23 protein-coding genes are annotated in these 24130 nt (G+C 60.1%); 10 read left to right on the top strand and 13 right to left on the bottom strand.

Annotation, left to right across the window (positions count from 1 at the left end; genetic code table 11):
* The first annotated feature begins 107 nt into the window (after window positions 1-107).
* Window positions 108-425: a hypothetical protein gene (locus tag NJQ98_RS06410; protein WP_262177129.1), complete on the top strand. Its 318-nt coding sequence runs from the start codon at window positions 108-110 to the stop codon at window positions 423-425.
* Here NJQ98_RS06410 and NJQ98_RS06405 read toward each other — a convergent pair.
* The 4 genes from NJQ98_RS06405 to NJQ98_RS06390 form a co-directional block, all read right to left on the bottom strand.
* The gene (locus NJQ98_RS06405; RefSeq protein ID WP_262177127.1) at window positions 415-600 is read right to left on the bottom strand and encodes a hypothetical protein; all 186 of its coding nucleotides are present in this window, start codon (window positions 598-600) and stop codon (window positions 415-417) included. The genes NJQ98_RS06410 and NJQ98_RS06405 overlap by 11 nt on opposite strands.
* A gap of 361 nt (window positions 601-961) precedes the next feature.
* Complete coding sequence (locus NJQ98_RS06400; RefSeq protein WP_262177126.1) at window positions 962-1123, bottom strand: hypothetical protein; 162 nt, start codon at window positions 1121-1123, stop codon at window positions 962-964.
* Window positions 1124-1230: 107 nt separating this feature from the next.
* Complete coding sequence (locus tag NJQ98_RS06395) at window positions 1231-1671, bottom strand: hypothetical protein (protein WP_262177124.1); 441 nt, start codon at window positions 1669-1671, stop codon at window positions 1231-1233.
* A gap of 362 nt (window positions 1672-2033) precedes the next feature.
* Complete coding sequence (locus tag NJQ98_RS06390; RefSeq protein ID WP_262177123.1) at window positions 2034-3359, bottom strand: DUF7537 family lipoprotein; 1326 nt, start codon at window positions 3357-3359, stop codon at window positions 2034-2036.
* Window positions 3360-3474: 115 nt separating this feature from the next.
* Here NJQ98_RS06390 and NJQ98_RS06385 point away from each other — a divergent pair, with 115 nt between their 5' ends.
* Window positions 3475-3729, top strand: coding sequence for a MarR family winged helix-turn-helix transcriptional regulator (locus tag NJQ98_RS06385; protein ID WP_262177121.1), 255 nt, complete (start codon window positions 3475-3477; stop codon window positions 3727-3729).
* Window positions 3730-4666: 937 nt separating this feature from the next.
* On the opposite strand, the gene rdfA is transcribed toward NJQ98_RS06385, so the two are convergent.
* Window positions 4667-5311 carry a rod-determining factor RdfA gene (gene rdfA / locus NJQ98_RS06380; protein ID WP_262177120.1) on the bottom strand — a complete coding sequence of 215 codons (645 nt, stop codon included), beginning with the start codon at window positions 5309-5311 and terminating at the stop codon, window positions 4667-4669.
* A 193-nt stretch (window positions 5312-5504) separates the two neighbouring features.
* Complete coding sequence (locus tag NJQ98_RS06375) at window positions 5505-7463, bottom strand: archaea-specific SMC-related protein (RefSeq protein WP_262177118.1); 1959 nt, start codon at window positions 7461-7463, stop codon at window positions 5505-5507.
* An 826-nt stretch (window positions 7464-8289) separates the two neighbouring features.
* Here NJQ98_RS06375 and NJQ98_RS06370 point away from each other — a divergent pair.
* Complete coding sequence (locus NJQ98_RS06370; protein WP_262177117.1) at window positions 8290-8736, top strand: MaoC family dehydratase; 447 nt, start codon at window positions 8290-8292, stop codon at window positions 8734-8736.
* A 143-nt stretch (window positions 8737-8879) separates the two neighbouring features.
* Here the strand turns inward: NJQ98_RS06370 and NJQ98_RS06365 are convergent, their stop codons facing one another.
* A complete protein-coding gene (locus tag NJQ98_RS06365) occupies window positions 8880-9278 on the bottom strand; it encodes a universal stress protein (RefSeq protein WP_262177115.1) in 399 nt (132 codons plus the stop codon).
* Between the two features lie 643 nt (window positions 9279-9921).
* Between NJQ98_RS06365 and NJQ98_RS06360 the strand changes: the two genes are divergently transcribed.
* Window positions 9922-10455, top strand: coding sequence for a type 1 glutamine amidotransferase domain-containing protein (locus NJQ98_RS06360; RefSeq protein WP_262177114.1), 534 nt, complete (start codon window positions 9922-9924; stop codon window positions 10453-10455).
* Between the two features lie 258 nt (window positions 10456-10713).
* Window positions 10714-11826 (top strand): ABC transporter substrate-binding protein, encoded by a 1113-nt coding sequence (locus NJQ98_RS06355; protein ID WP_262177112.1) that lies wholly within the window; start codon window positions 10714-10716, stop codon window positions 11824-11826.
* Between the two features lie 277 nt (window positions 11827-12103).
* Here NJQ98_RS06355 and NJQ98_RS06350 read toward each other — a convergent pair whose 3' ends face one another.
* On the bottom strand, window positions 12104-13096 hold the full coding sequence (locus tag NJQ98_RS06350; RefSeq protein WP_262177111.1) for an aldo/keto reductase: 993 nt from the start codon (window positions 13094-13096) through the stop codon (window positions 12104-12106).
* 142 nt (window positions 13097-13238) lie between these two features.
* Between NJQ98_RS06350 and NJQ98_RS06345 the strand changes: the two genes are divergently transcribed.
* The 3 genes from NJQ98_RS06345 to NJQ98_RS06335 all read left to right on the top strand — a co-directional run bounded on the left by NJQ98_RS06345 (window position 13239) and on the right by NJQ98_RS06335 (window position 15706).
* Window positions 13239-13829, top strand: coding sequence for a TetR/AcrR family transcriptional regulator (locus NJQ98_RS06345; RefSeq protein WP_262177109.1), 591 nt, complete (start codon window positions 13239-13241; stop codon window positions 13827-13829).
* The gene (locus tag NJQ98_RS06340) at window positions 13826-15292 is read left to right on the top strand and encodes an MATE family efflux transporter (protein ID WP_262177108.1); all 1467 of its coding nucleotides are present in this window, start codon (window positions 13826-13828) and stop codon (window positions 15290-15292) included. The genes NJQ98_RS06345 and NJQ98_RS06340 overlap by 4 nt, the downstream gene beginning before the upstream one ends.
* Window positions 15293-15382: 90 nt before the next feature.
* Entirely contained in the window at window positions 15383-15706 is a 324-nt protein-coding gene (locus tag NJQ98_RS06335; RefSeq protein ID WP_262177107.1) for a hypothetical protein, read from the top strand.
* On the opposite strand, the gene NJQ98_RS06330 is transcribed toward NJQ98_RS06335, so the two are convergent.
* Window positions 15707-16924: an inorganic phosphate transporter gene (locus NJQ98_RS06330; protein ID WP_262177106.1), complete on the bottom strand. Its 1218-nt coding sequence runs from the start codon at window positions 16922-16924 to the stop codon at window positions 15707-15709. It abuts the gene before it with no gap.
* Window positions 16925-17256: 332 nt separating this feature from the next.
* On the opposite strand from NJQ98_RS06330, the gene NJQ98_RS06325 reads away from it, so the two are divergent.
* Together NJQ98_RS06325 and NJQ98_RS06320 are read left to right on the top strand one after the other, a co-directional pair.
* Window positions 17257-18312, top strand: coding sequence for a DUF2249 domain-containing protein (locus tag NJQ98_RS06325; RefSeq protein ID WP_262177105.1), 1056 nt, complete (start codon window positions 17257-17259; stop codon window positions 18310-18312).
* A 63-nt stretch (window positions 18313-18375) separates the two neighbouring features.
* Window positions 18376-18993: a DUF7998 family protein gene (locus NJQ98_RS06320; RefSeq protein ID WP_262177104.1), complete on the top strand. Its 618-nt coding sequence runs from the start codon at window positions 18376-18378 to the stop codon at window positions 18991-18993.
* A 102-nt stretch (window positions 18994-19095) separates the two neighbouring features.
* Here NJQ98_RS06320 and NJQ98_RS06315 read toward each other — a convergent pair whose 3' ends face one another.
* The 4 genes from NJQ98_RS06315 to NJQ98_RS06300 form a co-directional block, all read right to left on the bottom strand.
* Entirely contained in the window at window positions 19096-19794 is a 699-nt protein-coding gene (locus NJQ98_RS06315; RefSeq protein WP_262177103.1) for a universal stress protein, read from the bottom strand.
* Window positions 19794-21218, bottom strand: coding sequence for an APC family permease (locus NJQ98_RS06310; protein ID WP_262177100.1), 1425 nt, complete (start codon window positions 21216-21218; stop codon window positions 19794-19796). The genes NJQ98_RS06315 and NJQ98_RS06310 overlap by 1 nt, the downstream gene beginning before the upstream one ends.
* A gap of 306 nt (window positions 21219-21524) precedes the next feature.
* Entirely contained in the window at window positions 21525-22667 is a 1143-nt protein-coding gene (locus NJQ98_RS06305) for a GAF domain-containing sensor histidine kinase (protein WP_262177098.1), read from the bottom strand.
* A gap of 22 nt (window positions 22668-22689) precedes the next feature.
* The gene (locus NJQ98_RS06300; protein ID WP_262177095.1) at window positions 22690-24126 is read right to left on the bottom strand and encodes a glycosyltransferase family 2 protein; all 1437 of its coding nucleotides are present in this window, start codon (window positions 24124-24126) and stop codon (window positions 22690-22692) included.
* Between the last annotated feature and the right edge of the window lie 4 nt (window positions 24127-24130).

Below are 24130 nucleotides of genomic sequence, written 5' to 3'. Positions count from 1 at the left end.
CGAAAAATCAGGGTGGTACTCGACTCGTCGTCCGGCCGCCGCGGCGGTAGCCGACCGGACTCACGGCGCCGCCTACGCCAGTTTCTGTTCGGCCTCGGCCACCGTCGATGCGGTCTTGCCCGCGTAGCCGCCCGGGACCGACGCTGGAAGGCGTTCTCGGTGACGGCGTTCGTCCCCTCGGCCACGACGCGGACCACGTCGTCGAAGCCAATCTCCCGCAAGGCGACCTGTGCCTCCTCGATCGGCGCGGCGGCGTCGGGGGACGGCGGCGTGAACTCCGAGATGTCGTTGATGACGCCGAATCCGTCGTCGAGACGCTCCGCCGCCGCGACGGTCCCGTCGGCGGCAGCCTTCACGGTGAACAACAACGGAACCTGCGGAGTCACCGGGACAGCTACGTCCCGGCGGAAAGAATCAGCCGCTGAGCGTCGTGTACACGTCGTTGGTGACGTAGAACAACAGCACCAGGCCGAACACCGGACCGGCGAGGCCGAGGCTGAGGTCGAGGCCGAGATACACCCACAGACCGACTGCCAGAAACACGCCTGCGACGCTCACTAGGACGCCCAGTTTCGCTACTCGCGTGGCCGTTTCGTCCATCGGGCTCATCTCCCGCCGGTCGGGTAAAAAATGTATGCTTCCCGATGCGGGAACAAACCGATTGGACGCCGCCGACGCGCGGTATCAGCGGGTGCGGGGTCCCGTCCCGTGAAGTCCCGTCAGGGGAGAGCAGGCATCCCTCGGTCTGGCTGGTCGGTAGGTGTAGTATCACCGACGTTACTGGGATGTTTATCCGTCCCTGGCCCCGAAAGTCGCTGCCGTACACGGGCTGTCAGAGGCACCGAACTCGGCTGGCCCTTCGCGCCAGTCACTTCGTCTCTAGAGGTCTATCTCCGGTTAGGACCACGTCTCCACGGCCGCTGGTGTCTCCGGGTTGGTCTGGACAGTACGGATGCAAAACTCACCTGCGTCGCCGCAGTTCGTTCGTGTACACAGCGAACGTCAAAAGCGGGCCAACAGCGAGAAGGAGAACCAACTCGTCGACGGCCGCTCCGAGCACAGTGAGCTGCAGCCCGATAATCATACGCATAATATCGTTCTTCCGGGCGGCAGCATCGTCCATGCTGTGTGACTTTTCCCATCTGCTACATGTGTCTTGGCCTGAGGTACCGCCGCTCAATCCGCGGGTGAACCTATCGCTGTGACCGCCCGGTACATCTCGACTCGGCGCTACTCGCTGGCTTCCCGCGTCTGCCAGTTGACCTCGCCGTCGGTGCCGGGGATATGGAGCCGGGCGTACTGCGGTGGCGTCGCAGTCTCAGTGCCGCCCCCGCTCGGCAGGAACGTGAAGGAGAGCCACTCTTCGGCGAACGACTCGACACGCGCTTTCAGCGTGACGCTGGTGCCGGCGGGCGCTGAGACGAACGCTTCCCGAATCTCGGTATCCCCCGATGGAACCACTTTCTGGAGGGTTGCTGACGGGGAGTAATCGACCGTTTTGACCGTCACCGCGAGGTCCGATTTGGCCGTGTTGTATATCCACAGCGTTCCGCCCGGATACTCCGGACCGGGTACGCTGTCGTCGTCCGACGAGAATAACCCGGCACAGCCGGCCGTCGCAACTGCTGTACTTCCACCAATCGTGGTTAGGACCTGTCGTCTGGAGGGCATCAGGGGACACTGTCGTCTGTCGCGTATAATACTGTAGGGGCTGTTCTGCCGCCACGGACTCGCCCGTTTGGGCTCTCGGGGCCGGTGCCGGTACTTGCTCAGGATTCGGCCTGGCAGGGAGTTCCAAAGCAGAATCTTCTTCCGATTTACTACCGGGCATGGCGTATGGTTGGGACGGGCACACTCATCATCGCAGTCAGCTTTACCGTCGTACTGCTGCTGACTCTGGCTATCTTAATCCGGACGTTCCGGGGCGCTGAGTGACTATCATCGTGGCTACTGTTGTGTGTCGGCTTTCCGTCTAGTAGCCGAGGGTGCTGCCGGCCAGGGACTCCCTCCGAATGTCTGTCTGCCGAAGTCGTCTACGGCCCGGTATCCTGACTGGCCTCAGCTTCGGCGGGCTCGCTGGTCATTTCGGAACCCCAGCCCATACCGACGCTGTGGAGCGTTACACTGTCACCGACCGAGATCGTGACGGTGGCCGGACTCTCGATAGCCGCAGCTTCCCCGGAAGCGGGCTGTTCGGATGTCAAGACAAGCGACCCGTCGCTCGCCGTGAAGTAGGCGTAGCGGGTCTCCCCGGATTCGAGTGCGGCGTCGAACGTGACGGTGCCAGCGGTGTTGTTTGCCGAGAAGGAGAGCGTCGCGTTCCGCGGCACTGCGTCACCGCCGCGGTGGTCGATGCGAAGGAACGAGTCGTTTTCTACCGTCGTGGAGAGGTCGGGGTGTAGACTCGCGCTCGGCGGAACGTCGGCAATCCACGCTGGTGGGGACGCACGTTCTACGGACGACTCTCGGAGTTCATAGGTGTAGGCCACCGCTTCACCGTTCTCGTCCCCGGTTACCGTGAGGTTCTGTATCTGACCGTTCCGGTCGAGGACGAGTCGGCCGTCCAGTGCCATTGCGTCGCCGAGAACGCCGTGAGTCCCCTCCGTGTGGAACTCGTCGGCGGTTAACACGACCCTTTCCGAGTCGCTCGAATCGGTAGCAACGGTGAACGTTCCGGCGGCGAGGACGGTTTCGAGGGACGAACTGAAGCCAGCCCAGGTGTTGTCCCCCTGCTCGACGACGCGGTAGCTCGTTCCGTTTTCGGATTGCACCCGAACGTAGGTCGCTGAGCCGTTGCTGTAGTAGGCCGACGACCCGGATTGGCCGCTACTGGCGGTGGCTGTCATCGTACGTTCGAACGTCCCGTCTGCCCCGACCGTCAACTGCGATTCCCGCTTCGTTTCGGGCCCGGCCTGGTCGATACTGATTCTCGCTCCGTGTTCTGTGATGGCCGCTTCGTTAGACGCGATAAGCGCCGAGGCGTTCGTCAGCGTTTCGTTCGAGACACCGGCGACAGCGCTGGTCTCAGGACCGGTCGGGCTTGGAGTCGGCGTTTCTGCCGTTGGCGTCTCCGCTGTCGGCGTCTCGGCCCCTTGAAAACCGGCACATCCCGCTACCAGTACCGAGGAGAGTACAACTAAGACGAGTAATCTGTGTGTCATCGGACTAGACGTTACCCGGATATACCCTATCAGTTGGGATGACTCAAACTGGGATTTGAGTGTATTCGGGTGGGTACTGGCTGGATTCGAACGACTACCGCCCGAGAGTCCCGTGTAGATACTGACCGCCGACGGTATGTGTCTCAGCTGTAGGTGGACGCGGCTGGCGATTGCCCCGTGGCAACCGATGATGGACACAAACCGACCGCCATGGGTGGGTCCCTACTGTGTTCTTCTACGGGCGCTTATTATTTGGTAATAGACAGCAGTATATCTTAGTTGGATTGAATACGCCCCGGGGTCACGGACACATGTGTCGCGCGGACCCGATCCAGCGGTTAGCCGCGAACGCGTCCTCGAAGAGTTCGTCGTCTCTCCGGACCCCGCATTCATCACCAAAGAGATAGCTGAAAAGTTCGACGTAGAAGGCGAGACAGCGAGAAATTGGCTCAACGGGATGGTCGAGGCAGGTCTCCTGGACCGAAAAAAGCCCGGTGAGAGAACTGTCATCTACTGGATTACTGACGAGGGTCGGGCACATTATGCGGACCACCGCGACGAGCTGTAGGTCGTCGATAGCCCTATCCAGTTCTCACCGAGGAGACCTCCATATTCTGTGCTGGTCACTAAGCCGTCTCCGCATTTTCACCGCCAGTCCGGCGTTTTCTCGACCGCTACGTCGTAAACGGTGATTGGACGCTTGTTCACCGAAATCCAATCTTTTCACGTGACACGGTCTGTATTGATTGTACTACGCCTCTCTATACCATTTGCAATTAGCAATGGTAATGGCGTTTCCTAAACTTTTACCAGCGAACTCAGCCGGACGCTTGCGAGCCGGTGTTCAGACACGTGCGAACATAAACTGGGGAATCGCTCGGATTTGATGGCAGAAACCACCCGTCTCGCCTGAGTCGCGGTCGAACATCTGGGCTCCCGGAGCGACAGCGGACTCCCGAGAGGAGGGTGGGTTCTCTGGCACCGCAAAAAACCATCAATTTCAAATACAACTCATATTTCTGATATTTTGGGCCCTATAATCTTGGAACGCCCTTCACGATTAGACTCAGAAGGCCAGGTTACAGCCTGTCAGCGATAACCAACTGAATCGTATCGCAATCGACGAGCCCTGCTTCACGCTCTGGTATGTCGCTCTGGCTGCACACCGTGATGAATCAGCCGGCCGGTCATACTCTTCGAATGCGAGTACTCCCGACTATACCACCGAGCTCTCCGAAATCGTTCTCGAGAAACTGTGGCAACGTATGCTCTCGGCCCTCAGTGCCTTCCAAACACGGAACTTATTTTGATACGTGTCCTATCTGAGTGTATCTCTGGCTGTATCTTTCTTGAACAGCTTTGTGGAGTGTATAGAACGAGCCGGCGAGAGCTCATTTAATATCTTTATATTGAGTATTCAGCATTATGGTGTGGAATCTGTCATATTTGTTGGTGAGTCTGAGTTACAAAGCCCAAAACGAGAGAGCCAACGGGGTGGCAGATACCTATTGTTCACCGTCGTCCGACTCCTGGCACTCACAGCGCCGCTGCTCAAGGAGGTCCTGGACAGTGTATTCCCGGAAGCAGTCCTCACAGGTTACCGTCACGGAGACGTGTACGTTGAACTCACCGATATCGAGGATTCCATCGCGGTCAAGTTTCTCGACCGTATCCGTGGTCACTGCTACCGTCCTGCTTTGGAGCGCACCCAACTTCTCCTCGCTCTTCTCGAGTATTTCCTCATCGCTAGGGGGCTTGATCGACGCTTCGAGGCACTTAGTCAGGTGATTGTACACCGTCTGATGGGAGACGAAGTCGGATTCGACGGCGTCGATCGGGACGCCGTCTTGTTCGAGTTCGTTCCGCGTCTCCGTTCGCGTGCCGCTCGTTACGTCGTCGCTCGTGAGCAGTCGATACGTGTTTTCGATTTCCCCCTCCTTGTGCGAGATACCGGCGTTCGTAACTGCCGCCTCCAGTGTTCGCTGGTTCACGTACGTCGCGAGTTCCCGCGTACTGCGTTGTTCATCGCCGTCGTGAGTCCAGTACTCGACTAACTTCTCGTCGATATCTCGTAGGTCGTATTTCGCGGCGACTCGGCCGAGTTTACAGCCACAGGCCGGTTCCTGGCTCTCGGATTTTTGTTCAGCCATTGAGAATACATAGTAATACGAGTTTGAAATGCATTTCTATAACGGAACGCCGGTTGTCCCGTCTATTCCGAGGCGGGTCGTCTTTTACGGGGGTACATGCGTAATCAAATGCTATCCGTCCGCTACTGCCCGTCGGTTCAGATAGCCCGATAGGACGCCGTACAATCGCGGGATACGGCCCCGATAACGCCTTTCAGATTGAGGTAACTCTGTCGAACGAGTCGTCCAGCGCCTGGGCGTCTTCAGGCAGGAGCGCCACGACGAGATACTCGACGTAGTCGGAGAAGTAATCGGTCAGCGTCGCGATTCGGTCGCTATCAATCGCCTCGAGTGAGTCCAACAGCATGAACGGAACGCCCCGGTGGAGATCGTGAACGAGATAGCCGGCCAGCGCGAAGATGAGGCCCGTCACCTCCCGCTCACTCTCGCTCAGGTGGTCGATGGTGTCCTCATAAGCGGCCCCGTTCTCGGTGGTCCGAACGATATGCAGTTCGAACTTCGTTCTCTCGACTTTCTTTCGCCCTTCTCGGACGGATTTCTCGACCCGCTCGATCCAGATCCGTTCTAAATTGCCATATTCCAGAATTTCGAGGATAGCGTCCATGTGCTCGTTGAACTCCTCGACCGAATCCGCCTCTATCTGGTCGATTTTCGTCCGCTTGTCGGCGAGTTCATCTTCGACCTGCTCGCGCTGGTCGCGGAGTGTATCCTCCTGTGCGACCAGCTCTTCTATCTCTTCGATCTCCTGGGTCACGCTTTCGAGGTCCGATTCGAGACTGTCGATCTCGAATTCGAGTTGATTGGCCTCCTTGTGTAGCGATAGAATGCCCTCGAAGTCTTCGGATTCGAGCTCTTTGACTTCCGTCTCGAGCGTCTCGACCGTTTCTGTCAACTCCTTTCGCTCCTGCTTGAGAGCCGTGATCTTACTATCGCGCTCGTCTAATTCGGCCTCTACCTTCTCCAGTCTCCGGGTGGCCTGTTGACGCCGGTTTCGCTTCTCCTCGATTGCTCGCTTCTCGGACTTTATATCGTCTATCTTCGACTTCAGCTCGCTTCTTTTCTGCGCTTTGTCTCTGCGGAGATCCTGGAGGCGGGAAACGGTGTCTTCGATCTGTTTCCGGTCGACGTTCGACCCACACGTCCAACAGACAATACCCTCGTCGTCATCCAGTAGCTGGTCAGTGACGGTGTCTGACGGGCCCCCTTCTGTATCTTCCGCAAGTGTCTGGGCGATCTCGTAGTCCTCCTCCTCGAGCCGCTGTTCGTTGTACTGGATGAGGCTTTGCAGGTTAGAGATCTCCGAATTCAGCGCCTGTCGTTCGCTTCGCAACTGATCGATTTCCGCGTCAATTTGATCGCGATCTCCCGCTGGGACTTCCGGCAGCTCGTCGATCTCGTTCTGTATCTGATTCCGTTCCTGTTTCAGCGAACTGATGCTCGCTTCCTGTGACTCGATCTTGTTCCGTATGGACTCTAGACTCGACCGTGTTGATTGGAGCTCTTTGAGTTTCTGCTCGAACTGCTCCTGTTCCTTCCGGCCCTCCTCTATATCACGACTACTCTGATCGATTTCCTCCTCTTTGGCGGCGAGTTCCTCCCGCTTTTCACCGATTTCCTCCCGCAGTGAGTTCCGTCGCTGTTCGAGGTCGGTGAGGTCGCGCTGCCGGGACTCAATCGTCGAGAGCTCCGCATCGATATCGTCTTTCCTCTCCTCTAGACGCCGGATTTCGCGTTTAATCGAGTCAGTATCGACCGGCCGCATGATGATCTCCCGGAGGTCGTCGCCGCGGGCTACAGCCTGTCGGGCCTCGTTTGTCTCCAACAGAAACGCGAACAGATCAGCGACTTCCGGGTCGTCGAGGTAGGGGTCGCCCTCGGCTCTGACCGTGTCTCCGGCCTGCGTGAGCGTCCGTGTGTACGTCTCGTCGCCGAGGTCCAATTTGACGTGTCCCTCGTCCGCGTCAGCCTTGAGTGACGCACGGTCGCTACCCATAACCGCCATAATCGCCTGGAGAAAAGAGGTTCGATTTGTCGCGTTCTTGCCAGTAAGGACAGTCACGCCGGGTGAAATCGAGATCTCAGTACTGTTTATCCCACCGATATTTTTTACGCCGAACGTAGCAGTTTTTGAAGTTTCTTTGGATGTCGGCATTTGACGATTGTTATTCCGAGAGATATATAAGAGTTAATATGATACCCACGGGGCCACAAAACTGAAACGGACGGTTGGTAATCAACGCACTTGATATTGGACTATCTTTCATCTGTATTGACGTATTTACTGTACGCCATAGACGGGCTCGAATGTGAGTGTCTGGAGTCCGAATAGCTATGCCGATATTATAATATTCTATGTTATGTGCTTTTCTAATAGAATTTCCTTCAGAAAGCTCCAGAAGAGGTCACGACGAATATTGCAAACCGACCCCCGGCTACGTAGGGATTGGTCGCAGACGCAAATCAACAAATAAAGAAACAGGCTTCTGACTATGACCGATACAGGGTAGTACCGAGCGCCTATTCGAACAAAAAGCGAAATAATCCGTATAAGCTACAATTATCGCGGCTTATAGGTGGTGATATTGGGAAATTCTGAAATCAGTCTACCGAGTCGTTTTCCGGGGAGGAGAGCTCCCTCCTAGATTTGCTTCAGTCAAATACTCCCGATTCAGGAGAGGAGTGGAATATCTCGAAATCATATCAAATTCTAAAGGTGATGATGTTTTTGTATTTCTAGGATTACTTTGGGCCTGTTGGGCCGAGCCCGGCTGAGCAGCCGCCCCGGAGACACATTTACTGACCCATTCCAGAATATGCACGGCCGAGAGCTGCAGTACTTGAAGAGCGAGAAACCCGTGGTGGTTTCGCCCTTACAGTGGTGGACTTCCGGGTGAAATAAAATTCGGTAATCGCGTTGTAGGCCTTCGCTTGCGGGTGTTCGCGTCGGTTTTTTATTCGCCCGCCGCGGTAAAACATCCATGCGCTTCTACGAGGATATCTCGGTGGGCGACACGCACCACTCGGACGGATATCAACTCTCCAAGGAGGATATCATCGAGTTCGGCGAAAAGTACGACCCACAGCCGTTCCATACGGACGAGGAAGCGGCCAAGGACTCCGTCTTCGGTGGCCTGGTCGCTTCCGGCTGGCAGACAGCCGCCGTCAGTATGCGCCTCTACGTCGAGAGCAGCGAAGACATGGCGACACAGGCCGGCCTCGGTGTGGATGACCTCCGGTGGCATCGGCCGCTCCGGCCGGGTGACGAACTACGGTTGGAAACCGAGATAATCGATAAACGGATCTCCGAGAGTGACACCAGCTGCGGTGTCGTGACGACCCGCCACCAGGGGCTGAATCAAGACGACGAGCTGATTATCTCCTACGCGGCGACCGCGATGGTCCGGCGACGAGCCGACGAACAGTGAGCGAGACGAGGCGTGGCCGTCTTCAGCGGGGAAAGAGCGACTACGCTTACCTCCACTGCTGTGTCGGAGTGGCCGGGGCAGGAGCGCTGGGCTCCTCCTGCTGGCAAACGAGTTCCCGAAACCACGGCGGACCGGTGGCGTGGTTACTCCTCCGAGTTGCCACAGACCAGCACCGGGCGGTTGGTTCCGAGAATCACGTCCTGTGTGACGCTCCCGAACAGCGCTTTCCCCGCAGGACTGCGCTTCCGGCCGCTGACACAGATCTGATCGACGTCCTGCTCCTTCGCGCGTTCGAGTATCTCCTCTCCCGGGTCACCGCTGGCTTCGAGGAGTTCGACTGTGACGCCCGCCGCTTCGAGGCGTTTCTTCGCCTCTCTGACCGCTTCTACCTGGTGCACAGACGCTCCCTCAGGGTTCTTCTCGAAGACGTGTAGGATAAACACCTCCGCGTCGTCGGCCGTTTCCACCATGTCCTCGATGGCCGCAACCTGGGCCTTTGTCTGTGCTAAATCATCGTCAAGGGCTAGCAGCACTCGTACCATAAATTTACGTTCATTCCAAGTGTTCTTATAACTACGGTCTGCCCTCACTACTTGGCGCTTCTAGCACCTGCTAACTGACCATAGTCTGCAACGTCTCAGATGGGTCAACAGAACGAGTTAGCCGGTGAAAGCTGGGATAACAGCGGGTGAAAGGGAATCACGTCCTGTCCACTCTGGTGTCCACGCTTTCCCGACTGAGAGTTGGCTGTGAAACTCGTCTACCCCCGAGAAAATGTTGTGATCGATGAACTAGTCGAAATGGATTTCGCATTCGACCATTGGGGCGGAAGACTGAGAACATCCTGGGGCTACTCGTGGGGAACGCTTCGACAACGTCGGCCCACATACCTGCCTTCTAGTCAGCTGTTAATCACTCCCAGGGTCGTGTAAGAAATATGCGCAAAGAGGGTGAGTTTGACAGCTATCGATGTACGCTGCCGTCGGTCTTTCACGTGTCGTTTGTGGGATAAAACGGTGATTTTCTGATTTTCAAACCAGTTCGACATCCTCTCGCAACACCAGAATAAAAGACTATCCCGAAACGGGGCCTATGCGGATACACGGTTGGGAAGCGACCGGTGCGGGCCGATACGGGAGAGGTACATCCGGCGCATCCGGTTTGCGCTCCCAACAGTGATGAGACATGAAACTGGAAGACAAACGAATCGCCATGTTGGTCGGACCCGGATTCGAGGACCTCGAGTTCTGGGCCGTCTACATGCGCCTGGAAGAGGAAGGGGCACAGCTCGATGTCGTCGGTGTGGACGCCGGCGTGGAGTACACGGGAAAGAGCGGTGGACTCACCGCCGAGAGCGAACTCGCGGCCGAGGAGGTCGACCCGGCGGCGGTCGACGCGGTCCTGGTTCCCGGTGGCTGGACGCCCGACAAGATCCGTCGCGACCAGTCGGTACTCGACCTCGTCCGGGACATCTACGAGGACGACAAAATCGTCGGGATGATCTGTCACGCCGGGCTGGTCGGCATCTCCGCCGGCATCGTCGAGGGCTCGGACGCTACGGGTTCGCTGGGCATCAAGGACGACCTGGTTAACGCCGGCGCGACCTGGGTCGACGAACCGGCGTTCCGCGACGGTAACATCGTCTGGGGACGCGTCGTCGCGGACATCCCCGATTACTGCCGCGTTCTGGTGGACGCTCTGGCCGAACACCCCGCATAGCGCCGTCGACGCTGGCGCCGGACCACGCCAGTCCTTATATCTGGCTCGAAAGACCTCGCGCAGGGTGACCGTTCGTTTCCCATCGTCCCAAGCCCGCTCAGTTGCGCTTTGTGGCCGCTACTAGCAGTAGACCTGACGAGCGTACTTTGAACTTCCAGCCCGAGTCGAGGTTGTCGCTTCGATGGCAAGGTCCCATGCTGTAGCAGCCACCATCGGATTGCATAAAGTATTTTTAGGCCACCCTAAATTCTAGGGAGTATGCGACGTGTCGAATCAACGCGACGGGAGTTCTTGGGGACGAGTGGTGTGATTGGCAGTATGCTCTTTGCGGGATGTACTGCTTCTAGTTCAGACCAGGAAGCGAGTGCTGGCACGTATACTGTCGATATCGAACCAGTCGGTGAAGTCGAGTTCGATGGACCACCGGAGCAATGGACCGCCCTGTTGCCGACCTTTGCGGACATGGCGTTCGCACTCGGTGGCGGCCAAACACTGGGCATTCAGAACCACGACCGCTACGCCGCCGAAGCCTTTGACGCACTGCCAGGCGTTTCGCATGACCGAGACGAGATTGTCGAGCTCGTCAGCGGCAATGTCGACAAGGAACTGTTCTATGATATGAACGCCGATACCCACTTCATCGACCCGAATATATTGGACCTCTGGTATGACTGGAGCCAGGCCGATATCGACGAAGTCAGGACCAGCCTGGGTCCCTTCTTCGGGAGCTTCATCCGTCGTCACAGCGACGACTGGCACGACTATCGCTACTACGACCTCTACGAGGCCTTCGATCTGATGGCCGATGTTTTCCAGGCCCGCAATCGGTACCAAGCGTTCGTTGAGCTCCACGAACAAATGCTGGACACGATCGACGAGCGATTGCCACCGGCCGACCAGCGACCGACCGTGATGCTCGTCTTCCCAGCCGGCAAGACGGGGACCTCGTTCTACCCATTCCGAATCGACGATGGCGGGGTCAGCACCAAACAGTGGCGTAATCTCGGCCTAAGTGATGCGCTCGCCGAGACTGACGTTGGCCACTACAGTTACTCCGACGACGGGACGCTCGGCCCGGAGGCCCTCCTCGAAATTGACCCCGAAGCGTTACTGGTACGCAACTACGGCGGTGCATCCGAAGCCGAATTCAGGAAAAGCGTCGTTGAACCGCTAGCGGAACATTCCGTCACGAGCAATATGCAGGCGGTACAGAACGACGCCGTCTACAACGCCGGATACCTCGACCAGGGACCGATAATCAACTTCTACCATACTGACAAAGCGGCAAAGGACATCTATCCCGACGCGTTTGCCGATGCGACGCTGTTCGACCGCGAGCGCATCGCGGAAATCGTCTCTGGAGACGTCTGAGAACACCGGCCAATCACGGCGCCAGTCCACCCAATATTCGCGAGGGCCCGCGTTTGGGCGGCGGTCTGCCGCCGAATCTCATCGGGTCGGTGCGGTGACTCACTCGTTGCCTGACTTGACTTCGCGGCGCCTGACCGAGGACTCATCGCGAAGCTCAGTGATGAGGGCCCTGCTTGTCAGGACTTGCTCCTCAACTGCGAGTCTGGGAGAGACCGATTCCGAATCCACGGACAGCGGTCGCAGACGGACGGGTGGTACGCAGCAAAGCGACCGGAACTCACCAGCGGTGATGGACGTCGTCGTAGACGTGTGACTCGTATATGTCCCGAATCACGCCGTGTAGCTCGTGGGAGAGCGGCGCAAAGTCGCTGGCTGCGACGTTGTCCTGGATATGAGCGGGGGAGGTCGAGCCTGGGATAACCGTCGACACGGCGTCGTGGTCGAGAATCCACCGGAGAGTGAGCTGGGCCATCGTCATGTCCGCCGGGACGTGTGGCTCCAGCTCGTCGACCGCTTCGAGCGCATCGTCGTAGGACAGTCCGGCGAACGTCTCGCCGCGGTCGAACGCCGACCCGTCGCGGTTGAACTTCCGGTGGTCATCCGCCGAGAACTCGGTCTCGTGGTCCAGGGCGTTCGTCAGCAACCCCGATGCCAGCGGGACCCGTACGATGATGCCGACGTCCCGCTTGCGTGCCGCTTCGAACAGCCGTTCGCTCGGACGCTGGCGGAACGGATTGAAGATTATCTGGACCGTCTCGACGCCCGGGTATTCGATAGCCTTGAGCGCCTGTTCGACCTTTTCGACGCTGACGCCGTAGTGGGAGATCTTGCCGGCCGCTCTGATAGCCGCCAGTGCCTCGAACGTTTCCGGCTGGTAGTACACCTCGTTCGGTGGACAGTGCAACTGCAGGAGGTCGACGGTCTCGACGCCGAGGTTCTCCCGCGACCGGTCGATGAACCGTTCGAGGTTGTCCCGGGTGTAGCCGTCGGCCGTGTGCGGGTCCAACCGACGGCCGGCCTTCGTGGCGACGACGACATCGTCCTCGTCGATGTCCTCCTCGTCGAGCACGCGGCGAATCAGCCGTTCGCTCCGGCCGTCGCCGTACACGTCGGCCGTATCGAGGAAGTCGACGCCCGCGTCGAAGGCCGTCGATACGGCCTCGTACCCGGTCTCCTCGGGCACGTCGCCCCAATCAGCGCCGATTTCCCACGTTCCGAGCCCTATCTCCGTCACGGAAAAGCCGGTGTTTCCGAGCGGTCGATGATTCACACTACGGACTTTGGCCCGGATTCACTTATAAGCACTCTCACGGACGGTGTCGGTGTTGCGGGTCGTCGCACAGAAGCGGCGCCAATCTAACTGACTAGTCAGTCAAAACCTTCTTTACTGACTAGTCAGTAAGTCCGGTAGCATGAGTTCTGAGAGCACTGCCGAAATCATCGAGGCGACGGGGCGTGCGCTCTGCGAGCACGGCTACGCCGACCTCACGATGCAGCGGATCGCCGCCGAGTCCTCCGTCACTTCGGCCGCGATTCACTACCATTTCGATACCAAAGAGGAGTTACTGAACGCCTTTCTCGATGACTTGCTCGACCGCTTCGAGTCGCGACTGGCCTGCGAAGCCCGCGACCCGCGCGAGCGACTGAACGAATTTCTCGACGCCGTCTTCGAAGAGCCCTCCTCCGACCACGACGACTTTCCGGTCGCGATGATGGAGCTGAAGGCGCAGGCGCCCTATCACGACGTCTTCCGGGACCGGTTCGTCGAGCTCGACAGCGTGGTCCAGGACGTGGTGGCGACGGCCGTTCGGGACGGTATCGAGGACGGACACTTCGACGACGCCGACCCCGAGCAGGTGGCACGGCTGGTCGCGACGATGATGAACGGCGCACACGTCCGGTCGGTCGCGCTCGGCGAGGAGACCACCCGGACCCGCGAGGCTATCGAGTGGACGCTGGCGCTGTATCTGGGCTGGCAGCCCGGTTCGGAGGTGAGGGCATGAAGCTGTTCAAGGGGCAAGACGAACTCCAGCTTACCGACGGTGACATCCTCAAACCGCTGGTGTATCTCTCGCTGCCAATCGTCGTCACGAACCTGTTGCAGACGGCCTACAACCTCGCGGACACGTTCTGGCTCGGCCGCTACTCAACGGAGGCGCTGGCCGCGGTTTCCTTCGGGTTCCCGATGGTCTTCCTGCTCATCTCGCTGGGCATGGGCCTGTCGGTCGCCGGAAGCGTCCTCGTCGCACAGCACACGGGTGCGGACGAGACGGAACAAGCCGAGTACGCGGCCTCCCAGACGTTCACGTTCGCTTTCGCCGCGTCGCTGATACTCGGACTGGCATCGTACCCGTTCATCCGGCTGTTCCTGGACTTCCTCGGGGCCTCACCGGACGTGCTCCCCGGGGCGACGGCCTACATGCAGGTAATCGCCCTCGGTCTGCCGTTCATGTTCGGCTTCTTCGTGTTCATCTCGCTGATGCGCGGGGCCGGCGACACCATCACGCCGATGCTGGTGATGCTGGGAACCGTCATCCTCAACGTCATCCTCGACCCGTTCCTGATCAACGGCTGGGACATCGGCCCGATTGCCGTCCCCCAGCTGGGCATTGAGGGGGCGGCTATTGCGACGGTCTTCTCCCGGAGCCTGGCGATGGTCGTCGGCCTCGCGATTATGCTCTCGGGAACCCGGGGAATCCAGGTCCACATCTCGGACCTCGTTCCCGACTTCACGTATCTGCGAAAGATTCTCGAAATCGGCGTCCCGGCGAGCGTCGAGGGGACGGGGCGAGCGCTCTCTATCAACGCGTTGCTCCTCGTCGTCGGAATGTTCTCGACGACGGTCGTCGCGGCGTTCGGTATCGGGACCCGCGTCTTCTCGGTCATCTTCCTGCCCGCTATCGCCGTCGCCCGCGGGGTCGAGACGATGAGCGGACAGAACATCGGGGCCGGCAAATACGACCGCGCCGAGGAGGCAAACTACCTCGCAGCGAAGGGGCTCTTTGTCATCCTCGCGCTCATGGGCGTGGGCATCTTCCTGCTGCCCGAGCCCATCGTCGCCGTGTTTACCGACGACCCCGCCGTTATCGCCGAGGGGGCAACGTTCCTGCGGTACGTCTCGCTGTCGTTCGGCTTCATCGGCATCATGCGGGCGTTCACCGGTGGGTTCCGCGGCGCGGGGAAGACGCTCGTCGCCGCCGCCATCTCGGTCCTGACGCTCGCCGTCATCAGACTCCCCATCGCCTACGTCGCCTCGCAGTACCGCCTGCCGATACCGTACGCCGACCTCGTCTTCGGCGTTCGCGGCATCTGGATCGCGTTCTTCATCTCGAACATCGCCGGCGCGACCATCGCCTGGCTGTGGTTCCGTCGCGGAACCTGGCGTGACGGTGACGTCCGAGAGCCCACGAGTGTCGGGGAGTCCGACTTGGAGGAGGAACTCGAGGTGGCGACAGTCGACGACTGAGAGACGACCGACGGCGAACTCGGGTCCCCGGAGAGACCCGCCAGCACGATGGTCGTGGCTTTTACCAGCGTCGAGAGTTCACTTGGGGGTATGGATCTTCAGGTCGCTGGGTTGGAAGACCTCGAAGAGAAAGTCGGGGACGCGCTCGAACGAATCGGCGAACTGCAAGCCGGCACCCGAGTCCAGTCGGAAACGTTCTTCTCCAGGCGGTTTATGGGCGACCACACCGAGTTCGACTCGTTCGGAGCCTTCTGTGCCCAAAGTCCGTGGGACCTCGACGGGATTAGCGACGTACAGGATATCTCCCGTGACCGGCTCAACGAGTATATCGACGACACCACGGAGTTCGAGACGTGGGAGGGGATGAAGACCCAGGCCGCAGAGGAGGACATCATCGACCAGATAGTCTCGTGATTATGCCACGCCCGGGAACGCGTTCAAGACGCTGTACAGGCCGTAACTGACGATACCCGCGCCGAGCATCGAGCCGACCCACGACCCGATAGTGATACCGACTTTTCGCAGCGAGATGCCGCTCCCGCCCGACGAACTGGCGGCCAGCCCGCTGCCGACGATACTCGCAATCATCACCTTGTTAAACGATATCGGGATTCCCAGTACGATAGCGAGCTGTGCGACCAGAAAGGCCGGAATCAGGGCCGCAATCGACCGTCTCGGGCCGAGCGACGCGTATTCGTTCGAGACGGCATGGACGAGCCGGGGCCCCCTGATCCACGCTCCGAGGAGAATCCCGCCGCCGCCGAGTGCGAGCAGGTAGATGGACGGGAGCTGCAGGTCCGTCTCGAAGACGGCCTCCAGCGGGCCGGTCGCCAGCCCCACCTGCGTCCCGCCGCTTGTGAACACGACGACGAGTCCCAGCGCGATGAGGAACTGATTGATACCGGCGGTCTCGTCGCGGCGGAGTAACGCGCGCGTCCCGACGAGCGCAACGAGCCCGCTGAGCACACTCACGACAACCATTCCCAGCGTGTAAGAGCCGCCGATGACCGTCGGCAGAAACTGGTACGTGGTGGCGAGATACTGAGCGACTGACCCCTGTGTGCCGCTCGCAGTCGGGATGATAGTAAGCTGGATGTTGGCCAACGCATAGCCGACCGTCCCACCGAGGAGCGGGATGCCGACAACCTCGGGGACGGCATCGCTTCGGAGCCCACGGGCGAGCCCGTACGCGAGAACGCCCTCGACGATGGGAATCGCGAACCAGAATCCGAGGATGACGACGTACTCGTGGACAGCGAACCCACCGCCGAGAGCGATGCCCGACCCGATCATCGCCCCGGTGACGGTGAACGCGGACGGGATGGGATACCCGTACGTGTTTCCGATAGTGATGAGCGTCGCGGCCGTCAGCAGGGCCGCCGCCGCTGCGAGCGGCGTGATGGCAACGCCCGTGATGAGGTCCTTGCCGATGGTCTCCGAGATGCTCCCGCCCTGGAGGATTGCGCCGAGCCCGGCGACGAGCCCGACGAGGAGGGCCGCCTTCAGGACCGAGAGCGCGTTCGCCCCGACGGCGGGCGCGACGGGGGCCGAGTTGCTGTTTGCCCCGACGGTGAAGGACATAAACAGGGCCGCAAGGAGTGCTATCGAGAGGACGACAGCAATTGACGCCACGCGGTCACCCCCCTCCACAGCCGCCGCTGCTGAGCTAGCGATACCCGTCGGCTACGAGAGCCCGTTCCCATCGGTCTGAAGCCTCGTCACGAGAGGGATGTATCTGCCGAATTCAGGTATATCGGCCCGTTATGGGCCAATATTCTGGATAAGTAATGCAGCTCATACCGGTGTGGTTCGGGATGACGACAACGCGCCTATCGCGTCGCGAGAATCGCCGGCGACGAGCCGGCTGCCGCTCCGGGGCGGGCGACGCTCCCGTCTGCACGGCAGTACCAGTCCGAATATCTTCGGCACAGGGCCCATCCGTCAGCTACGACACGCTCTACTCGATGACCGATACACTCGATCTGCGTGACCGGTCGGAGACACTTCGGACTCCACTCTTCGACGCGCTGGACGAAACTGAATCGGGCCGCGGGTTCGCCGTCGTGGCCGACAAGGACATCGACACACACCTCGTCCGCTACCAGCTCGAACGGGACCGAGCCGTCGACTGGGAGTACGCGGACCCCGACGCGGAACCGAGAGAGGTACAGGTGACTGTCGAGGGGTCCCTCGACGGGTCGCTCGCGACTATCGATGTCCGCGACCTGAAGCCACAGCGCCGACACGAGGCCCTCCTCGGAATCTTCGACAACTTGGACGTAAGTGAAGGGTTCGTACTGGTGAACGACCACGACCCGAAGCCCCTCTACCACGAACTGCGTTCGATGCACGGCGACGTCGTCGAGTGGGAGTACGCGAGTCGCGGGTCCGGGGAGTGGCGGGTAGAGGTCGTCAAGACCGGCGATTCTGCGGACACCGACGATGACATCGTCACGCGGTACGACGTCCGCGACATTCCGAAGCCGGAACGTCACCCCACAATCCACCACCGGTACGGAATGCTCCCCGAGGGCGTGACGTTAGAGCTCGTCGCTCCCCACGAACCGAAGCCGCTCCATCAGGAGTTCCGCCAGCGGTACGGCGACTCGTTCACCTGGGAAGTCGTCGAATCGGAACCGGGGCGCTGCCGCGTCCACATCACGAACGACGAAAACGTCGAGGAAGCCGCAGAGCAAACCGACACCGACGACGTGGCGGCGTCGCCGTCGGACGAGGAGCGCATCGAAATCGTCGCGGAACACGACGTCAGGGAGCTCCCGCCGGCACAGCGCCACGAGCGCATCTTCGAGGCCTACAGCGAGTTAGACACTGGCACGGGGTTCGTGCTGGTGAACGACCACGACCCGAAGCCGTTGTATCATCAGTTCGATGCCGAGGCTGGCCCGGAGTTCCGGTGGGCGTACCGCCAGCGCGAACCGGACGAGTTCAGAGTCCTCATCGGGAAGGCGGAGGACCCCACTGATAGCGACGGCGGCGAGCAACCCGAAGCCCCGTTCTGACGCTCCCGACTGCTGAATATATTCGGCCGTTGATGTATGGTGGTCGACGGCGAAGGAACCGATATGCCCAGTTTTCCGTCGCCGTTCGGGAACGACGACTCGCTGTTCGATAGCTACGACGAGTTCGTCCCGAATCACAACCCGGTGCCGGGCAGGTTCCTGGAAGGGCACGACGTACTGGCGGGGAGTGACCACGTCGCCTTCCATCGCCTGACCCGGGAGCTGTTCGAAGAACGGACGGTGTACGATATGACGTTCGACTACAACCTCGCACGGCTGAACCTCGACACTCGACACAAGAACGCGGGCTTTCGCTACGCGGTCGAGCAGAGCGGGGCGGACGCTATCGACGATGCGGACGTGGACCGCGTCCTCCGGGCGGAGTTCACGCCGACCACGCCGTTTTGCCCGCAGACCCACACGTTAACCATCGGCTCGTTTCGGGCCTGGAACGGGCTCTCCGACCGCCACGAGTACGACCTCGTTCGGGTCCGTCCCGCGCCGATGCACCAGCAGTGCGAGGCCATCAGCGAGCAGCTCGCGGAGCTCGAACGGAAGTACCTAGAGACCGACGATGTCACCGTAGACCCCGAAGAGAGCGCCGACGTAGGGTCGAACCCGATGGAGCGGACGATGCAAAACGAGACGGCGAGCCGCGGGTCCCCGGACACTCCGTTCTGAACCGCCACTGCCCGGCAACCGTCTCTAGCGGTCCCCGTCCGGCTCGCCGGTCTCCCTCGACGCGGACGGGGTTGTCGAATCGCCGTCGTCGAACGCCGATACCTACGTGTCGAGCCCTTCCTCGTATCGAACGACGAGAACGGGCCCGACCGACGCTGCCGCGATGCGGTCTGACTCCTCCCCGAATATGAGTGAGCTGAACGACGGCGCCCGTTCGCTCATCACGATCGCGTCGTGGCTAGATGCCTCCTCGATGAGGGCCGCAGACGGCCCGGTTCCGACGACACTGGTCGTCGTCACGTCGATTCCGCTACTTCGGAGCTGCTCTGCCGCCGTATCGAGTCGTTCGGCGGCCGCGTCCTCGGTGTCGGCGGCGAAAAGCAACGTCACGCCGATATCACGGTCCCCGACGAGCTCCGTCAGGAACGACAGGATACGGTCAACGGCGACGTCGCCGGATAGCGACACCAGAACCCGCTCCACGTCGCCGGTTATCCCCGGGACCGCCAGGGCCTTTGCGTCGACCTCGTCCGCGATTCGGTCGATGCTCTGTTGCCGGTCGTGCGTGAACACGAGCCGGTGATCGGCTGCACCGCCGGCCGTCCGAAACGCGTCGCTCAAATCTTCCAGCGCGTCCGTCGCGCGGTCCTCGTACTGGAGCCGGGCCTGGTCGGGCGGCGTCTGCTCGGGCAGTACGTGATACCCGAGCACGGTCACGTCAACGGTCCCGAGCAGGTCTACCAACCCGGGGGAGACCGACTCCCCTTCGAGCACGGCGACGGGAACGAGTACGCGAGTCATTACAGTGCCCCCCTCAACGTCACGTCCCGAGCGTAATAGAGATACCACCCGGCGGTCGCCAGGATGACGAACCCGCCGACGACGATGGAGGCGGGGTCCATGAACGCGATGAGGCCGAAGCTCGCAACGGCGCCCACGACGGGGATGACCGGTCCGCCGGGCACACGGAACTCCGGCTCGTACCACTCGGGTTCGTCCCGGCGAATCGCTACCAGGGCGACACAGATCAACCCGTACATGATAAGGTGCAGAAACGAGGCGACTTCCGCGAGCAACTGGACCTCGCGGGTCGCCGCCAGGACGATAACCGGCCCGCCGGCCATCCCCAGCGCCACGTGTGGCGTTCCGTACCGGAGGTTGATCCGGCTCGCCCACCGTGGCAGGAGCGCGTCCTTCGAGACGCCGTAGATCGCCCGGGACGTACTCAGAATCGAGGCGTTAGCCGAGGACATCGTCGCCAGCAGTCCGCCGACGACGATGACGAACGCCCCGGGCAGACCGAGCAACTCGCGGCCGATTTCGACCATTGCCGTCTCGCCGAACGTTCCGAGCTGGGTCCGGTCGAAGACACTCGTCGCGACGAAGATAGTCACCACGTACATGACCGTGACAATCAGGACGGACCCGATCATCGCCAGCGGGAGGTTCCGACCGGGGCGTTTGATTTCCCCGGCGACAGTCGCGACCTGCGCGAACCCCAGGTACGAGGTGAACACGAGCGCGGCCGTGGACAGAATCGGTAGCGCCGCCCATCGGTCGGCCTCGGTTCCGCCGGACGGCGCGGCGCCGGTGACACCGAGTACGTCGAACAGCCCGAGGGCGAGGAAGGCCACGAGCATCGACAACAGCAGCGCGACTATCCCGTTCTGGAGCTTCGCCGCGTTCTCCGTCCCGGTGACGTTCAACACGGTGAACCCGATACCGGCCACCACAGCGAGTGCGGAGACGATGCCACCGGGATTTGCCCCGACGCCTATCCCGACCAGAGCCAGGGCATCGAGTGCGTAAAACCCCAGGCCGACCAGGTAGAAGGCCGTGGCGAACACAAGACCGAGCCAGAGCGAAAGCCCGACGACAGTCCCGGCGAGCGTACCGAGCCCGCGGGAGATGAAATAGTAGCCGCCGCCGCTTTTGGGCATCGCCGTCGCCAGCTCGGAGGTGGGTAACGCGACGAGCAACGCCACGACGCCGCTGACCGCAAACGAGGCCGTCGCGGCCGTCCCGCCCTCCGCGCCCGCGAGGCCGGGAAACACGAAGATACCGGCTCCTATCATCGTCCCGATGCCGATCGCGAGACCGCCGACGATTCCGAGTGTCCGTTCGAGTTCGGCGTCGTCGGTGATCGTCGCCTCGTCGGTTTCGACGACAGATTCGGCGACGGGAGCCTCCCCCTCGAGGTTGGTCCCACTCGGTCCGGTACTCATACGAGTACGTTCCCGCTGCTTATCCGTTAATGTATCTCCACTTTTGCGAGCGCTTGCAGCAATGACGACGGATGTGTGTTGGAACCGGCGACGGGACAGATAGACTCGCCTACTGGCTCTTCGACCAGCCATCTGTGATTGCCCGGACGGTCGCCGAGCAGTTCGATGTCGAACAATCGACCGCATATCGAGCGGTTGAATCAGGCCAGACGATGGTGTCTTCGGGGAAGTGACCGGTTGGAATCGGAATCGAGAGTATCGTACAAAGGAAATATTTGAGATTCTCGAACGGCCGCCGGAAAGCTACTAAACAACTTCCCCCGCGCTCGTCGCTTCACCCACGCCCGAAAAAATAAATCGTGTCTCTTCGGGTGTCGATTCTATCGTCCCGCCCCACCCGTGACCGGAGACAACTCGCTCTACAATGAGCAGGCCGAGTCCGATGCGGTCCGCTCCAAACGAGCCACCGAAAAGCGACTCTGTGACCGATTCGGGCATCTCGGGGCCGTCGTTGCTAACTTCGAACCCGGTGTCCGTTCCGCGTACAGTGACCGTCACGTCGTCGCCACAGTGTTCCGCAACGTTTCGAAACAGGTTCTCGAATAACTGTCTCAGCCGTGACTCGTCCGCCATGAGTGTGTACGTATCGACCACTGACAGCGTGGCGTTCGCTGGTGAGACCATGTCCCAGGCTTCCTGCGCAACGGTTTCGAGTTTAACTGGCTCGCGTTCACCGACATCGGCCCCCTCGCGAGCCAGCGAAAGGGTGTTGGTGATGAGGGTCTCGATTCGGTCAAGCGACTGTAACACTGTCTCTAAGTGCGTCTCGATTCGGTCGGGCGCTGTTTCCATAGCATACTCGGTATAGCCAATGGCGGCAGTGAGCGGATTCCGAATGTCGTGGGCAAGTACGCCGGCGAATTCGTCGAGTCGCTCGTTTTGCGACTCGACTGTCTGGTAGTGTTTCTCGCGTTCGATTTCGTAGCCGATCCACTGGGTGAGAAGCTGGACAAACTGCTGTTCGTTTTCGTCGAAGTCCCGGTTACGCGGTGTCTCGTCCGAGTAACAGAGCGTACCGTATGTTTCGCCATCAACGAGGATTGGCGCCCCGATGTAGCACTGCAATCCCGTAGACTTTCGGGCGATATCTTCGGCATATCGGGACGCATCCGCATCCGAAACCACGAGGATCTCACGGTTCTCTACGACGTGTCGACACCACGTCTCTTCCAGCTCGTACACTGTCCCAGCAGCGTACTCGCCGCTCTCAATCGTCGAGTCGACCACTTCGTACTCGCCTGCAGCGGTGTACGAAAGCACTCCGTAAGCCAGGTCCAGCCGGTCCCGTCCGATCGTTATCGCTCGTTCGATCTTCTCCTCGAGCGACAGGGACCGGTCAGCCCCTACCTCATATAGGTCCTGAAAATACCCGCTGGAGTTCTGTGCCATAATTACGAAAACACCTCGTGTCTCAAATATCTTCCTCGCTTTCAGAACTGAACCCACCACGCTCCATGACTCCCCAGCTGTCGACGCCGCGAAGGTACTCGAACAGTCCCTGCCATGCGACGACGGTCTTCCACTGCCGGTACCCGAAGTTCTCCAATACACCGTACCAGAGCAACCGAAGGACCTGTCTGGGCTCCTTGTAGCGGTTAAAGCTCCACACCTCGCTGAACACACCGAACCACGAGAGGAAGATACCGAACCCAGTCGTCAAGAGGAAAAACATAATGAAAAACTCGATCTGCAGTACGTCAAAGTACACCGCAATCGGGAGAATAATGTATCCTAGTCCTTCGATGAGCGGGCCGAACATCTCGGCGGCGACGAAGAACGGAAAGATGATTGTCCCGACCCGCCCGTACTTTCGTCTGAACAGCATCTTTCGGTTCGTCACTACGGTTTCGACCATGCCGCGGAACCAGCGGCGACGCTGTCGACCCAGCATCTGCCGGCTAGCCGGGACTTCGGTCCAAGCGACGGGTTCGGGTACGAAATCGACCGTGTACTCTCGGTCCTCGTCAGTGAGATATCGGTGGAGTCTAACGATGATATCGAAATCCTCCGTGATCGTATCGTGCCGATATCCGCCGATTTCACGGACGACATCGGTCCGGAACAGGCCAAACGCGCCGGAGATGAGGATAAGCCCATTGATTCGGTTGAGACCTAGCCGGCCCGAATAGAACGCTCGGAGATATTCCATGACCTGTAGTCCCGGCAGTCCCGTCTTGGGGAGGTTTACTTCCTTCACGAGGCCATCTTCGACGATACAGTTATTTGCAACCCGGATTACCCCCCCAGTCGCTACCGTTGTCCCCGGCCGCTTGACAAACGGTTTGACAATTTGGAGAAGTGCGTCCCGGTCGATGAGGGTGTCCGAATCGACGGCACAGAACAACGGCATCTCGGTGAGCCAGATTCCGGCATTGAGCGCGTCGCTTTTCCCGCCATTTGCCTTGTCCACGACGAAGAGTTCCTCGTAGCGTGTCGACCGGTACGTCTCGTGTATCTCCTCGGCCGGCACGTCGAACGGAACCTCGGCGTCGAGTGGTTCTAAGTCGAACCGCTCGATTAGTCGATCGAGCGTTGCATCGGTCGAACCGTCGTTGACGACGACGACCTCCAGCTCCGGGTAGTTCAGTGACAGCATCGATTGGACGCTCTCCCGAATCGTCGCTTCCTCGTTGTAGGCCGGAACGACGAGTGCGATGCCGGGGTAGAACGGGCTCGAAAACCGTCTGAACGGCTGCTCCCAGCTCGCTTCACGGACGTTATCGCGTAGTTCGAAGAGCGCTAAAATGTGGATACAGAGGTAATAGGCGTTGACGAGTGCGTAGTATCCGAGGACGAACACACCCGTGGCGCCGAGCAGTTGAACCACGATATGGGCGGGCGAGTGCATTTCG

Source organism: Haloarcula laminariae (assembly GCF_025457605.1).
Taxonomy (GTDB): domain Archaea; phylum Halobacteriota; class Halobacteria; order Halobacteriales; family Haloarculaceae; genus Haloarcula; species Haloarcula laminariae.
This window is presented reverse-complemented; position numbering and strand designations above follow the sequence as displayed.